We start from the raw sequence: 13,601 nt of genomic DNA on the forward strand, positions 1-13,601 counted from the left end.
CGGTAGAGACCGAGCGTTCAACTTGGTTAATCCGCCCCGGCGCCGGTTCGCACGATCGCGCGACGGCCGCGGCCGCTCAGCGCCCCTCGCGCCGCCAGGCCACCACGGCCACGCCGAGCACCAGCAGCAGCGCCAGCCAGGGCGGCAGCAGCGGCAGGGCGGCGATGCCGGTGACGGTGTGGTCCTCCCGCCGCACCAGCCCCAGCCATCCCGGCCCGGCGGCGTCGCGCCCGGCGGCGACGCGGCGGAGGTCGGGCAGGGCGCCGCCGTCGCCGATCCAGCGCGCGGCACCCCCCGAGGCCGAGACCAGCGCCGCCAAGCGCGCGGGATCGGCGCGCAGGTCGGCGATCTCGGGCGGGTTGCTCGCCTCGGCGGCGGCGAAGGCGGTGCGGGTGCCGTCGGTCGCGGACCAGACGCCGGCGCGGGTGGCCGGCACCTCCACCACCGCGCGCCCGCCCTCGCGCCGGTCGGGCGCGTGGCGCGTCACGGTGCCGTCCGGCGCGGTGACGGCGATGCCGGGGGGCGGGGCGTCCGCCAGGCTGCGGCGGGTGACGGTGAGGCGCCCCTGGGCGATGGCGGCGGTGAGGTCCTCCTCCTCCAGCTCGGGCTCGCGCATCAGCCAGTGGGCGATGCGGCGCAGCAGCTCCGCCTGGGGGCCGCCGCCGTCATGCCCGCGGGACCAGAGCCAGATCTGGTCCGACAGCAGCAGCGCCACCCGGCCCTCGCCGACGCGGTCGAGCAGCAGGAGGGGATTGCCGTCCGCGCCGTTCATGACGGTCGCGCCGCCGCGCGGCTCGGCGCGCAGCATCCGGTACCAGCGGCCCCAGCTCGCGGCCGCCACCGCGGTGGCGTTGGCGCCGGTCAGGCCCTCCGTCACGGGGTGGCGCAGCCCGGTCTCGCTCACCTGGGCGCGGAAGGGCGCCTCCAACAGCGCCTGCCCGCCGGGCAGGGGGCGAGCGGGCAGCACGGCGCCAAGGGGGGTGTTGGCCAGCGACTCCCGCCCGGTGAACTCCGGCCCCACGGACATCAGCAGCGCGCCGCCCTGTCGGACGTGCTCGGCGATGTTGCGCAGGTACTGCGGCGGCAGGATGCCGCGGTTGGAGAAGCGGTCGAAGACGATGAGGTCGAACTCGCGCAGCTTCTGCTGGAACAGCTCCCGCACGGGGAAGGCGATCAGCGCGAGCTCGTTCAGCGGGGTCAGGTCGTCCTTCTCGGGCGGGCGGAGGATCGTGAAGTGGACGAGGTCGACGTTCGGGTCGGCCTTCAGCAGGCGGCGCCAGGTGCGCTCGCCCGCGTGCGGCTCGCCGCTCACGAGCAGCACGCGCAGCCGGTCGCGCACGCCGTTCACGGTGACGATGGCGGTGTTGTTCAGCGTGGAGACCTCGCCCGGGCGCTCCTCCGCGGTGATCTCGATGACGCTCGGGCCGCCGCGCTCGATGGGCACGGCGATGCGCTGCTCGCGGCCGGGCAGCACGCTCTCGGTGCGCGGCGCGGCGCCGTCGCGGCGGATGGTCAGGCGGAGCGGCGCGGCGTTGCCGGGGGCGATGCCGAGGTCCTCCACCACGAGGCGTAGCTCCACGCCGCGGCCGACGATGCCGAAGCCCGGCGCCTCGATGACGCGGAGCCGCCGGTCCACCTCGCCCGCGCGCCCCGGCAGCAGGACGTGCAGCGGCGCCTCGATCGCGAGGTTGCGCGGCACGTCGTGCACCTGCCCGTCCGTCAGCGCGATGACGCCGGCCAGCCGCGCGCGGGGGATGTCGTTGAGGCCGCGCTCGATGGCCGCGAAGAGGCGCGTGCCCTGGCTGCCGCCCTCCTCCGCGACGACGGTGCGGAGCTCGAGGTCGGGCAGCCGCCCGGCGCGGGCCTCGATGGCGACGCGGGCGGCCGCGATCGCGGCCTCGCGTCCGGCGACGGTGGTGGAGGCGCTGTTGTCCACCGCCAGCAGCGCGATGTCGGGCCGGACCTCGCGCGTCTGCTGCACGAGGCGCGGGTTGGCGACGGCGCCGAGGAGGAGGAGGAAGGCCAGCGCCCGCCACCAGGCGCCGCGCGCGCGGCGCAGCAGCGCGGGCAGCAGCGCCAGCGCCGCGAGCAGGGCCAGCGCCGCCAGCAGCCAGGGCGGCAGGATGGGCGCGAGGTCGATCGAGGAGAGGGAGCGCGTCATCAGTTACCCAGGCGCTCCAGGATGGCGGGCACGTGCACCTGGTCGCCCTTGTAGTTGCCGGTCAGCGCGTAGATCACGAGGTTGACGCCGAAGCGGTAGGCCAGCGTCCGCTGCCGCGCGCCGCCGGGCAGCACGGCGTAGGGGTTGGCGCCGCGCGCGTCGACCGCCCAGGCCGCCGCCCAGTCGTGCCCGCCGATGATGACGGGGCTGACGCTGTCGTTCGCGCGGTCCGTGTCGCGCGCGATCCAGACGGGGCCGCCGGCGTAGCGGCCGGGCAGGTCGGGCAGGAGGTAGAAGGCGCGCTTGAGGACGTGGTCCTCCGGCAGGGGCGCGAGCGGCGGCACCTGGAGGTTGCGCGTGAGGCGGCGCAGCGCGGCGTCGGCGCCGAGCGAGACGCCCTCGCCCGAGCCCTCGTTCCGCGTGTCGAAGACGATGATGCCGCCGTTGCGCATGAAGGCGTTCAGCGCGGCGACGGCCGCCGCGTCCGGCGCGGGGGCCTCGGGCAGCACCACCCAGTAGAGCAGGGGATAGAAGGAGAGGTCGTCCCGTCCTGGGCGCAAGGCCACGGGCTCGGCGAGGCCGGCGGCGGTGCGGCGGTTCACGTAGTCGGACAGGCCCGTCAGGCCCTGGCGCGAGACCTCGTCCGCCTGGGCGTCGCCGGTCACGACATAGGCGAGGCGCGTGGCCAGCGCCGCCGCGCCCTCGGGCGGCGTGCCCTGGGCCGGCGTGCCCTGCGCCATGGCCGCGCCGGGCAGCAGCAGCGCCAGCGCCACGGCGGCCGCCCGCGCGCGGAGGCCAAGGCCGCGGCTCTGGAGCGAGAGCAGGAGGTCGAGCGCCAGCAGCACCAGCGCCGCGGCCAGCAGCCAGGGGCCGAGGTCGCGCTCCGGCGGCACGCCGCCGATGCGGGTCTCGCGCGCGCTGCTTGGTGCGGGCGCCATCGCCGCGGGGGCGGGCAGGCGGGCGGAGAGGTTGAGGGCGCGGCGCTCCCCGCCCTCGCCCACGGTGCCGTACCAGCCCGGCGGGTTGCGCGGGCCGGGGGTGGCGGTGTCGATCGCGCCGGCCGCGAGCGGGCCCGCGGCCGGCGGGGGCGCGCCGAGGCGGCCGAAGCCGTCCAGCGTCTCGAGCGGCGCGAGGGTCGCCGCGCCCTCGCTCCCCGCGATGCCGGCGGAGAGCGCCACGATCCGGCGGAGCATGTCGATGTAGAGGCCCGAGAGCGGCAGGTCCGACCAGTCCGCGTTGGCGGTGACGTGGAAGAGCACGATCCGCCCGGCGCCCCGGTTCTCGAAGGTCACCAGCGGCGTGCCGTCCGACAGCCGCGCCCAGCTCCGCTCGGCCAGGCGCGGGATGGGCTCGGCCAGCACCTGGGTGGTCACGGTGACCTCGGGCGGCGGCACCAGCCCGGCGAAGGGGCTGCCCTCGGGGAAGGCGGCCAGGGTCTGCGGGCGCTCCCAGGAGAGCGCGCTGCCGAGCGCCCGCTCCCCGGCGCGGAGCGGCACGGGCAGGAGGCGGTCGCCGCGCTCGGCCAGCCGCGGGCCGGCGAAGCGGAGCAGCAGGCCGCCGCCCTCGACGAAGCGCGTCACCGCCTCGGTCTCCGCCCCCTCGGCCAGCGGCCGGTCGGCGAGCACGAGGACGGAGAGGCGGCGGGAAAGAAGGGCCTCCAGCGTGCCGCGCCGGATCTCGGCGGTCGGGGAGAGGGCGCGGTCGATGTAGTAGAGGGAGCCCGTCAGCGGCGTGTCCGCCGCCTCCTCCTGCGCGGCGAGCAGCCCCACGGGGCGGCGGCGGAAGCGCTCGTCCAGCAGCACCATCCCGGCCGCGCCGGGCGCCGGGCCCTCGAGCGCGAGCTGGGTGACGCTGTTGCGGATCTCGATCGGCAGCTCCAGCGCGCCCTCCGCCTCCGTGGCGCCGGCGGCCAGCGGCAGGACCGCGCGGCCGAGGGCGCGGCCGTCGGGGGTCATGGCCAGCACGCCCGCCTCCCCCGCCTCGCCGCCGGGCGGGCGGCGCAGCGTGAGGACGAGGCGGTCGGCCTCGGCGCGGGGCGGCAGCAGCACGCGGGCCGCGCCCGGCGCGCCGCGCGCCACCTGCAGCGGCCCGGCGGCGGCCAGGGCCGCCATCAGCGGCGCCGCGTCGTCGCCGGCATGGGCCACGCCGTCGGCGACGTAGAGGGCCGAGAAGCCGCCCTCCCGCCAGGAGGCGAGCGCGGCGAGCGCCGCCGGGCGGTCGGGCGCCCAGGGCTGCGGGCGCAGCGCGGCGAGGCGGGCGCGGGCCTCCTCGGCGGGCATCCAGCCGGTGGGGCGGGGTGCCTCCCCCGTCGCGGAGGGGGCGGTGGCGAGAAGGGCGACGCGGCGCCCGGCGCGGGCGGCGGCGTCCAGCGCCGACCCGGCCGCGGCCACCCGGTCCGGCCAGTCGGCGGCCGCGGCCCAGCCGTTGTCGAGCACGACGAGCAGCGGCCCCTCCTCGGGATCGCCCAGCGCCGCGTTCCAGACGGGGCGGGCGAGGCCGAGGATGATCAGCGCCGCCGCGACGAGGCGCAGCAGCAGCAGCCACCAGGGCGTGCGCGACGGGGTCTCCTCCACCGCTGGCAGGTCGCGCAGGAAGCGGGCGGGGGGGAAGGACTGGCGCCGCGGCGTGGGCGGGGTGACGCGCAGCAGCCACCAGAGGGCGGGCAGCGCGGCCAGCGCAACCAGCAGCCAGGGCGCGGTGAAGGTGAGCGCGCCCATCAAGGCCCGCCGCCCCTCATCGCGCGCCCTGGGGCGCGAGGGCCTGCCAGAGCGCCATCAGCGCGGCCTCCGGCGGGTGGTCGGTACGGTGGGAGAGGAGCCGGAAGCCGAGCGAGCCCGCCAGCGCCGCGAGGCCCGCGCGATGGGCGGCGAGGCGCTCCTCGTAGAGGCCGCGGATGCCCTCCACCCGCGGCACGAGGGCGTGGTCGGTGCCGTCCATCGGCTCGAAGCGGACGCGGCCGCCATAGGGCAGGGTTTCCTCGGCGGGGTCGCGGAGCGTGACGAGGGTGGCGCGGATCCCGGCGGCGGCAAGGGGCGAGAGGGCGGCGCGGAGCGCGGGCAGCGGGGCCAGGAAGTCGCCGAAGAGCACGGCGCGGGTGTGGCGGGGCAGGGTCTCGTCCGCGGGCGGCCCCGACAGGCCCTCCAGCCGCATCGCGAGCGCGGGCAGCGCGCCCCGCCCGGAGAGACCCCGCCCGCCGCCGAGCAGCCGCACCCGCTCGCCGCCGCGCAGCAGGAGGGAGGCGAGGGCGAGGAGGAGGAGGTCGGCCCGCGCGCCCTTGGTCGGCCGCTCCGCCCCGCCCGACCAGTCCATGCCGGGGGAGGCGTCGCGCCAGAGGGCGACGGTCTGGGCGGATTCCCACTCGGTCTCGCGGAGGTAGAGGCGGTCGGACTTGCCGCTCTGCCGCCAGTCCACCCGCGCCGCGTCGTCGCCGGGCAGGTAGGGGCGGAACTGCCAGAAGGCGTCGCCCTGGCCCGCGCGGCGGCGGCCGTGGACGCCCTGCATCACCGTGGCCGCCACCCGCTCCGCGGCGACCACCAGGGGCGGCAGCCGCGCGGCGGCGGCCTCGGCGCGAAGCGGAAGGGGGGCCTCGGCGCCCCGCCTGGCCAGGGTTGGGTTAGCCAAGATCGGCCTTCAGGGCGCCGATCACCTCGGAGAGCTGGATGCCGTCGGCCCGCGCCGCGAAGCCGAGCGCCATGCGGTGGCGGAGGATGGGCTCGGCGAGTGCCAGCACGTCCTCCACGCTCGGCGACAGGCGGCCGTCCAGCACGGCCCGCGCGCGGGTGGCCAGCATCAGCGCCTGGGCCGCGCGGGGGCCGGGGCCCCAGGAGAGGTGCTGCCTGACCGCCGAAAGGGTCGCGGTCTCCGGCCGCGCGCCGCGGACGAGGCGGAGGATGGCGTCCAGCACGGCTTCCCCCACCGGCAGGCGGCGGATGAGGGTCTGGGCGGCGATCAGCTCCTCCGCCCGCAGCGCCTCCTCCGGCCGGGCCTCGCGGGCGCCGGTGGTGGCCAGCAGCATGGCGCGCTCGGCGGCCTCGTCGGGGTAGCCGATCTCGATCTCGAGCAGGAAGCGGTCGAGCTGGGCCTCGGGCAGGGGGTAGGTGCCCTCCTGCTCGATCGGGTTCTGGGTGGCCAGCACGTGGAAGGGGGCGGGCAGGTCCAGGATCTGGCCGCCCACCGCGACCTTCCTCTCCTGCATCGCCTGGAGGAGGGCGGACTGGGTGCGCGGCGAGGCGCGGTTGATCTCGTCGGCCATCAGAAGCTGGCAGAAGACCGGGCCGCGCAGGAAGCGGAAGGCGCGGCGGCCGCGGTTCTCCCCCTCGTGCGCCTCCTCCAGCACCTCGGAGCCGAGGATGTCGGAGGGCATGAGGTCCGGCGTGAACTGCACACGGCGGGCATCGAGGCCCATCACCGTGCCGAGCGTCTCCACCAGCTTCGTCTTGCCGAGGCCGGGAACGCCCACCAGCAGCATGTGCCCGCCGGCCAAAAGGGTGACCAGCGCCTGCTCCACCACCTCCTCCTGGCCGAGGATCACGCGGCCGACGGCGGCCCTGACCCGGCCCAGGCGGGCGGAGAGCGCCTCGGCCTCGCCGAGCAGCTTCTCTGCATCGGCGGTCGCTTCCTTCGTGCCGGGCACTTCAACCACGGGTGGCCCCTTCTCATATTGCCCGAGGGTAACACCCCGACCCCCGCCACTCCGGGCTACATGGAGGCGTACCGGGCGGATGGGGAGGGTAGGGCCCTTCGATGGCGCGGAGGAAGTCACATGGCGCTGGGGATGCATGATGTTACGGGCGGCGGGAAACCGGCCGCGCCGCCGGTGCCCGGCCTTGCCCGGGTGCCGCGAACGATCTGCGGCGACTTCCACATGCGGATCGCCCGCGACGGGTCCTGGTACTACCAGGGCAGCCCGATCACGCGGCGGGCGCTCGTCTGTCTCTTCGCCTCCGTGCTCAAGCGCGAGGAGGACGGCAGCTACTGGCTGGAGACCCCGGTCGAGCGCGGCCGTATCGAGGTGGAGGACGTGCCCTTCGTCGCGGTGGAGCTCAACTGGGGCCATTGCTGCAGCGGCGGGGGCGGCGCCTGCGAGGGCGACGCGGCCGGCAAGCGGCGCGCGCGCCAGTGCCTCACCTTCCGCACCAACCTCGACGAGATGGTGACCGCGGACGAGAGCCACCCGATCCGGGTGGAGGTGGACCCGGTGACCCGCGAGCCGCGGCCCTACGTCACCGTCCGCCCGGGCCTCGAGGCGCGGATCAGCCGGCCGGTCTTCTACGAACTCGTCGCCCTCGCCCAGACCGAGGTGGTGGACGGGCGCGAGGTCACGGGCGTCTGGAGCGAGGGGGTCTTCTTCGTCATCGACGACAGCCCGCCCGAGGAGCTGGACGCCGAGGACCCGCTGGCGTCCCTGGACGACGAGGTGGCGTGACCCCGAGCGCAGCGACCGCCTTCACGGCACCCCCTCCTGCCCTCCTGCCCGCGGAGATCGAGGCGCGCCTCGCTGATCCCTCGAGGCTCGCGCGCGGCGCGGCCGACGCGGAGGCGGCGGAGGGCATCCGCCGCTCCGCCGTGCTGGTGCCCATCCTGCTGCACCCCGAGCCCACCGTGCTGCTGACGCTGCGCGCCGCCACCCTCTCGTCCCATGCGGGGCAGGTGGCCTTCCCCGGCGGCCGCATCGAGCCGGGGGAGACGCCCGAGGCCGCGGCCATCCGCGAGGCGGCGGAGGAGGTGGGGCTGGACCCCCGCCTGCCGCGCATCGCGGGCCGGCTGCCGGCGATGGTGACGGGCACCGGCTTCCACGTCATCCCGGTCGTGGCCCTGCTGGACCCGCCGGTCACCCTGCTTCCCGAGCCTGCCGAGGTGGCGGAGGTCTTCGAGTACCCCGTGGCCCGCCTGCTGGACCCCGCCTGGCCCGAGCGCCGCAGCGGCGTTTTCGGAGGCCGCGCCCGCCACTATTGGGCCTGGCCGCACGAGACGCAGCTCATCTGGGGCGCGACGGCCTCAATGCTGCGGAGCCTCGCCCTCGCGCTGCGGGACGCCTAGCCGGCGCCCTCGCCCGGCCCGGCGGCGGGGAGGGGCAGGGGAAGCTCGATGTCGCAGACGAGGCCCTCGCCCTCCCAGCGCATCGCGACGGAGCCGCCGAGTTGCTGGTTCACCGTGCCCTCGAGCACGCGCGAGCCGAAGCCGCGCCGCTCGGGCAGGCCCGTGAGCGGCGGGCCGCCCGCCTCCGACCACCGGAGGCGCAGGAGGCGGCCCTCCTCGACCCGCCAGGCGATGGAGAGCTGCCCGCCCGGGCGCGAGAGGGCGCCGTGCTTCGTCGCGTTCGTCGCCAGCTCGTGGATCGCCATGGCGAAGGGCTGGGCCGCGCCGGCCGGCAGCGTGATCGCGGGCCCCTCCAGCCGGGCGCGCTGGCCCTCGCCGCCGAGAAAGGATTCCAGCTCCCCCTGGAGCAGCGCCCGCAGGTCGGCGCCGGACCAGCGGTCCTCGGCCAGGAGGGTCTGCGCGCGGGCGATGGCGGCGACCCGTCCCTCCACTTTGCGCCGGTAGGTGTCCATCTCCTCCGCGCGGGTGAGGCGGAGCGTCGCCTGCACGACGGCCAGCGCGTTCTTCGCGCGGTGGTCCACCTCGCGCATCAGCAGGCTGCGGCGGTGCTCGGCCGCGCGGCGCTCGGTGATGTCCTGCGCGACCCCCGCGATGCGCCGCGGCGCGCCGGTGGCGGGGTCGCGCTCCACGACGGCGCCGAAGGAGGAGATCCAGGCCCAGTCGCCGGCCGGGCGCTGCACGCGGAACTCCGCCTCGAAGCGCGGCGCCTCGTCGCGGGCCACCTCCCAGAAGCGCCTCTCGACCAGACCGCGCTCCTCCGGGTGGATGGCCTCCAGCCAGCGGGCCATCGGGAAGCTGTCCGGGGGAAGCTGGGGAAGGGCGTGCATGAGCGGGCCGGCGCGGGAGCCGGTGCCGCGGAGAAGGTCGAACTCCCAGGTGCTGAGCCGCGCCGCCTCGACCGCCAGCCGCAGCCGCGCCTCGCTCGCGCGGAGGGCGGCCTCGGCCGCCTTGCGGTCGGTGATGTCGAAATGCGCCCCGTAGGTCATGTCCCGCCCGCCGAGCGTCAGGCCCTGCACGCGCACGAGCACGTCCCGCACCTCGCCCGAGCGCGTGCGGTGCCGGGCCTCGAACTGCTGCAGGCCGGGGCGGATGGTGCCGGCGCGGGCGTTGGCGCGGATCGCCTCGGGCTCGCCGAGCGCGTCGATGTCGCCGATCCGCAGCCGCGAGAACTCCTCCCGCGAGTAGCCGTAGGCCGCGCAGGCGTGGTCGTTCACCTCCAGCACCTCGTGGGTGGCGGGGTCGATGATGATGACCGAGAAGGGGGCGGAGCCGAACAGCACGCGGTGGCGCTCCTCGCTCTCGCGCAGCGCCGCCTCGGCCCGGGCGCGGGCGACGGTCTCCCCGGTGCGGTCGGCCACGTCGCGGACAAGCTCCACCTCCTCGGCCCGCCAGCGGCGCGGCTCCCGCGCGTGGATGGCGAGGACCCCGAGGAGCGAGCCCGTGCGGAGGAGGGGGGCGACGACGAGGGCGCGGGTACCCATCGCCCGCCAGGCCGCGAGGCCCGGGCCGCCGCGCGTGCGCGGGTCGGCCAGGACGTCCTCGACCACGGCCGCGCGGCCGGCGCGGAGCGCGGACGCGAGCGCGGAGCCGAGGGCGCCGGGCGCCATCGCCTGCCCGGCCAGGCTGGCGGCGCGGCTGTCGGTCCAATCGCCGCCAGCCCACCGGATACCCCCGGCGGCCTCGACCTCGCCGTACCCGATGCGGGCGACGCCGAGGTGCCCACCGAGCAGGCCGGCCGCGTCGGCCAGGGCGGCCGCGGGGTCGGACTGCGCGCGGAGACGGTCCTGCAGGGCCGGGAGGAAGGCGTCGGCGGAACGGGGGGCGGCGCCGGGGCCTGCGAGGGCCTCCAGCGCCGCGCGGATCACCGCGGTGGCGTCGCGGTACCCGCTCCCCGCCAGCTGGGCGGCGACGAGGGCCTCGATCTCCGGCGGCAGGAGAAGGGTGGGTTCATCGAGCGGCATCGCCGGATAAGCGGCACCAGCCCCCTGCTCGTGTCAATCGGTTATCGTTCCTTAACCACTACCGCCGCGGGTGCTCCTCGCCCTTGTCCCCCATCAGCCCCGCAGCGCGCAGGGCGCGCTTGATCGTCTCGCCGGGGTCGCCGAGCAGCGATCCGGCGTTGCCGAAGAGGGAGGAGGGATCGCCGAAGGGGGAAGCCGGGCCGCCCGCGGCGCCGGGCATGCGGGTGACCGGCCCCTGGGTGCCGCCCGGCGCGGCGCGGCGCGCCCAGGCGGGCTCCGCCGCCGGCGCCTGGGCGGGGCCGGCCGCCGCGTGCGCGGGTTCCCGGGCCGGGGCGGGCGTGGGCGAGGCCGCGGGGCGCGGCGGGGGCGCCTCGGCCGGGCGGGGGGCGGCGGCGCGCTCGGCGGCGGTGTCGATCCCCCAGAAGTCGAGGATCGCGTGGGTGGAGGAGACGCCGACATCCAGCATGTAGGCGCCGGCCACCCCCGCGCGCTGGCCACCCTCGCCCGGGCGGAGCGGCACGCCGTGGCCCATGCCGGCGATGCGGTGGCTCTCCACCCGCACCGTGCCGTCGGGGGCGCGCCAGGCGAGGTGCGTGTCGACGGACGAGCCCCGCTCGGTGGCCGGGCGCGCGGCGTCGAGGCCGTGGAGGTTCAGCCACTGCTTCACGCTCTCGCCGGCGTTGTCCGGGGCGACGGTCGTGTCGGCGTCGCCGTGCCAGACGGCGACGCGCGGCCAGGGGCCGCGGTGCGGGGAGGCGGCGCGCACCGCCGTGCCGCGCTCGGCGGGGCTGAGGGCCGGGGGGCGCGACATGGCGCGCAGCGCCTCCGCGACGCCGAGCCCCGCGCCGTAGGGAAGGCCCGCGATGATGGCGCCGCCCGCGAAGGTCTCGGGGTAGGCGGCGAGCATGACCGCGGTCATCGCGCCCCCTGCCGAGAGGCCGGTGACGAAGACGCGCGCGGGATCGATCGCGTGGGCCTCGAGCATCTGCGCGACCATCTGGCGGATCGACTGCGCCTCGCCGGCGCCGCGCGCGATGTCGCCGCCCTCGAACCAGTTGAAGCAGAGGGAGGCGTTGTTGGCGCGCTGCTGCTCGGGCAGGAGCACCGCGAAGCCGAGGCGGTCGGCGAGCGAGGACCAGCCGCAGCCGTGGTCGTAGGCGGCCGCCGTCTGCGTGCAGCCGTGCAGCGCGACGACCAGCGGCGCGCCGCGCGGCAGGTCCGCCGGCACGTGCACCATCATCCGCAGCGCGCCGGGGTTGGAGCCGAAGCCGGTCACCTCCGTGAGCGCGTTTCCGCCGCCCGTGCCGCCGGCGCGGGAGGCCACGTCCCGGCGGCGCCGCTGCAGGCGGACGAGCGCGCTGAGATCGAGCTTCGGATTGGGCATGCTGCTTCCTTTCGCCGGGACGGGGCCCCCAGAGGCCTGCCCTCCGCACCGAGATCGATGTTGCGGTGCAGCATTACAACGGGCGCGGGGCGGAATGGTTTGGTACCCCACGACGAAGGCCGCCCTCAGGGCGCCGCGAGGCTCAGCACCAGGCCGTAGTGGCAGGCGGCCGCCGCGAGCACGAGCGCGTGCCAGATGGCGACGTTGAAGCGAAGGCGGCTCGCCAGGTGCACGAGCACGCCGAGGCTGTAGAGAAGCCCGCCCGCGGCGAGCAGCCCGAGCTGCCCGGCCGAGAGCGTGCGCGACAGCGGCACCAGCGCGACGACGCCGACCCAGCCGAGGACGAGGTAGGCGGCGATCGACCCCCGCTCGAAGCGCCCGGGCGCGAGAAGCTTCATCGCGGCCCCGAGCAGCGCGCCGGTCCAGACGAAGGCGAGGAGGGCGGTGGCGAGCGGCCCCCCGATCGCGAGGACCGAGACCGGCGTGTAGGTGCCCGCGATCATGATGAAGATGGCCGCGTGGTCGGCCCGGCGCAGCAGGGCGCGGCGCGGGCCCGCGGGCGCGAGGTTGTAGGCGGCCGAGCAGGCGAAGGTGGCGACCAGCCCGGCCATGTAGAGGCCGAGCGCGATGGCCAGGCCGGGGTCGGACGGGAAGGGCGCGCGGAGGGCGAGGAGCAGGCAGCCGGCCGGCACCGCGAGGAGGCCCGCCGCATGGACCGCGGCGTCGGCGCCCCGCTCGGCGCCGTTGTAGGGGGACGGGTCGGACATGCCCCATCCTGGCGCCCGGGCCGCCGGTGTCAAAGGGCCGCGCCCGCGGCGGCGGTCACCGGGGCGGGTGGCGCGGGGCTCGCGCCCCGCCGGTCAGCGGCGGGACTTGCCCCGCTCGATCTCGCGCTCGATCGCGCCGCGCTCCGACGAGCCGAGCTTGCGCGCGATCTCGCGCACGATGGCGACGGAGACGCGGTGGCGCTTGGCGAGGTAGGCGATGGTCTCCTCGAGACCGGCCGCGTCGGTCCGGTCGGTGCCGTTGGGGGTCTTGGTCTGCGACACGCGTGCCTCCGTTGAACGGACGGGACCCGGCGCCACGCGGCATGCGCCGGTGGCCTGTCCCGATGATGAACTGCTGCCGAGGAACGCGGCCCGGAGCCCGGTCGCCCTGCGTCCTCTCTCAGCCGGCCGGCCCGCGGGGAAGGACCCGCCGCCAGCCGGAGGCCGTCAGCCGACGACCGGCCATCCCTTGCCGAGCGCCGAGACGGCGCCGAGGCGGAGCTGGCTCTCGCGCACCACGCGCTCGTGGCCGTCACGCTCGCTCTTCACGCGGTACTCGCGGTCGGCGGCGTCGTTCGGAAGAAGGCGCGTGATGATGTAGTGGCCGGTCATGCCGGGCGGGGTGAGGACCCCGGCGACCAGCTCGACGTTCTGGCCGATTTCGAAGCTGTGACGTTGCATGGTGGTTCCTCGCGTGGGGTCAACGCTTCGGGCGTGGGGACGCCGGATCCCGAGGGCCACCGGCCCGACCGTGGCGGCCCCAGGCGTCGCGGATCGCCGCGCCGTCCTGGACCCGCCCCGGGGAGGGCGGTGACCGTCGCCCCCGGAGTGGGGCAGGCCGCGGCCTGCCCCCTGGACCCATCGGGTCCGGCGATCAGGCCGCCTTCAGGTTGCCGGCCGAGACCTTGCCCTGCTGGCCGCGCTGCAGCTCGTACTCGATCTTGTCGCCCTCGCGGGGCTCCTGCATCCCGGCGCGCTGGACGTCGGAGATGTGCAGGAAGACGTCCTTGGAGCCGTCCTCGGGCTGGATGAAGCCAAAGCCCTTGGTCGCGTTGAACCACTTCACGGTGCCGGTCGGCATGCTGGGTATCCGTTCATGAACGAGTGTGCCACCCCGCAACATCGCGGGCTGGATCAAGCTTCGAGGAGTGACGGACACCGGGCTCGGCGCTCTGTGAAGAGCTTAGGAGAGCAGGCCGGACCAGACGAGATTGACGCGATACATCTAG

At 76.6% G+C, this 13,601-nt stretch carries 12 protein-coding genes; 2 read left to right on the forward strand and 10 right to left on the reverse strand.

Features of this window, described 5'->3' with window-relative positions:
- Positions 1-76: 76 nt before the first annotated feature.
- From EAH89_RS03415 to EAH89_RS03430, 4 genes are read right to left on the reverse strand one after another with little or no spacing between them, the layout of a single operon-like run.
- Complete coding sequence (locus EAH89_RS03415) at positions 77-2,161, reverse strand: glutamine amidotransferase (protein ID WP_140881363.1); 2,085 nt, start codon at positions 2,159-2,161, stop codon at positions 77-79.
- Positions 2,161-4,878 carry a DUF4159 domain-containing protein gene (locus tag EAH89_RS03420; RefSeq protein WP_140881364.1) on the reverse strand — a complete coding sequence of 906 codons (2,718 nt, stop codon included), beginning with the start codon at positions 4,876-4,878 and terminating at the stop codon, positions 2,161-2,163. The genes EAH89_RS03415 and EAH89_RS03420 overlap by 1 nt, the downstream gene beginning before the upstream one ends.
- Before the next feature lie 16 nt (positions 4,879-4,894).
- Entirely contained in the window at positions 4,895-5,782 is an 888-nt protein-coding gene (locus tag EAH89_RS03425; RefSeq protein WP_241666839.1) for a DUF58 domain-containing protein, read from the reverse strand.
- Entirely contained in the window at positions 5,775-6,803 is a 1,029-nt protein-coding gene (locus EAH89_RS03430; protein ID WP_408906281.1) for an AAA family ATPase, read from the reverse strand. The genes EAH89_RS03425 and EAH89_RS03430 overlap by 8 nt, the downstream gene beginning before the upstream one ends.
- A gap of 120 nt (positions 6,804-6,923) precedes the next feature.
- Here EAH89_RS03430 and EAH89_RS03435 point away from each other — a divergent pair, with 120 nt between their 5' ends.
- Together EAH89_RS03435 and EAH89_RS03440 are read left to right on the forward strand one after the other, a co-directional pair.
- A complete protein-coding gene (locus EAH89_RS03435) occupies positions 6,924-7,586 on the forward strand; it encodes a DUF1285 domain-containing protein (protein ID WP_241666840.1) in 663 nt (220 codons plus the stop codon).
- A complete protein-coding gene (locus tag EAH89_RS03440) occupies positions 7,583-8,200 on the forward strand; it encodes a CoA pyrophosphatase (RefSeq protein WP_140881366.1) in 618 nt (205 codons plus the stop codon). Before EAH89_RS03435 ends, EAH89_RS03440 begins: the two co-directional genes overlap by 4 nt.
- On the opposite strand, the gene EAH89_RS03445 is transcribed toward EAH89_RS03440, so the two are convergent.
- From EAH89_RS03445 to EAH89_RS03470, 6 genes are all read right to left on the reverse strand, one after another.
- The gene (locus EAH89_RS03445) at positions 8,197-10,221 is read right to left on the reverse strand and encodes an HWE histidine kinase domain-containing protein (protein WP_140881367.1); all 2,025 of its coding nucleotides are present in this window, start codon (positions 10,219-10,221) and stop codon (positions 8,197-8,199) included. The genes EAH89_RS03440 and EAH89_RS03445 overlap by 4 nt on opposite strands.
- Positions 10,222-10,279: 58 nt before the next feature.
- On the reverse strand, positions 10,280-11,605 hold the full coding sequence (locus tag EAH89_RS03450; RefSeq protein ID WP_140881368.1) for an extracellular catalytic domain type 1 short-chain-length polyhydroxyalkanoate depolymerase: 1,326 nt from the start codon (positions 11,603-11,605) through the stop codon (positions 10,280-10,282).
- A gap of 125 nt (positions 11,606-11,730) precedes the next feature.
- On the reverse strand, positions 11,731-12,372 hold the full coding sequence (trhA, locus tag EAH89_RS03455; RefSeq protein ID WP_140881369.1) for a PAQR family membrane homeostasis protein TrhA: 642 nt from the start codon (positions 12,370-12,372) through the stop codon (positions 11,731-11,733).
- Positions 12,373-12,465: 93 nt separating this feature from the next.
- Positions 12,466-12,654, reverse strand: a complete 189-nt coding sequence (locus EAH89_RS03460; RefSeq protein WP_140881370.1) for a hypothetical protein — start codon at positions 12,652-12,654, stop codon at positions 12,466-12,468.
- Between the two features lie 165 nt (positions 12,655-12,819).
- Positions 12,820-13,053, reverse strand: a complete 234-nt coding sequence (locus tag EAH89_RS03465) for a hypothetical protein (RefSeq protein ID WP_140881371.1) — start codon at positions 13,051-13,053, stop codon at positions 12,820-12,822.
- A 193-nt stretch (positions 13,054-13,246) separates the two neighbouring features.
- The gene (locus EAH89_RS03470; RefSeq protein ID WP_140881372.1) at positions 13,247-13,453 is read right to left on the reverse strand and encodes a cold-shock protein; all 207 of its coding nucleotides are present in this window, start codon (positions 13,451-13,453) and stop codon (positions 13,247-13,249) included.
- Positions 13,454-13,601: the final 148 nt, after the last annotated feature.

The sequence above is a fragment of the Muricoccus nepalensis genome (assembly GCF_006438825.1).
In the GTDB taxonomy this organism is placed as follows: Bacteria; Pseudomonadota; Alphaproteobacteria; order Acetobacterales; family Acetobacteraceae; genus Roseomonas; species Roseomonas nepalensis.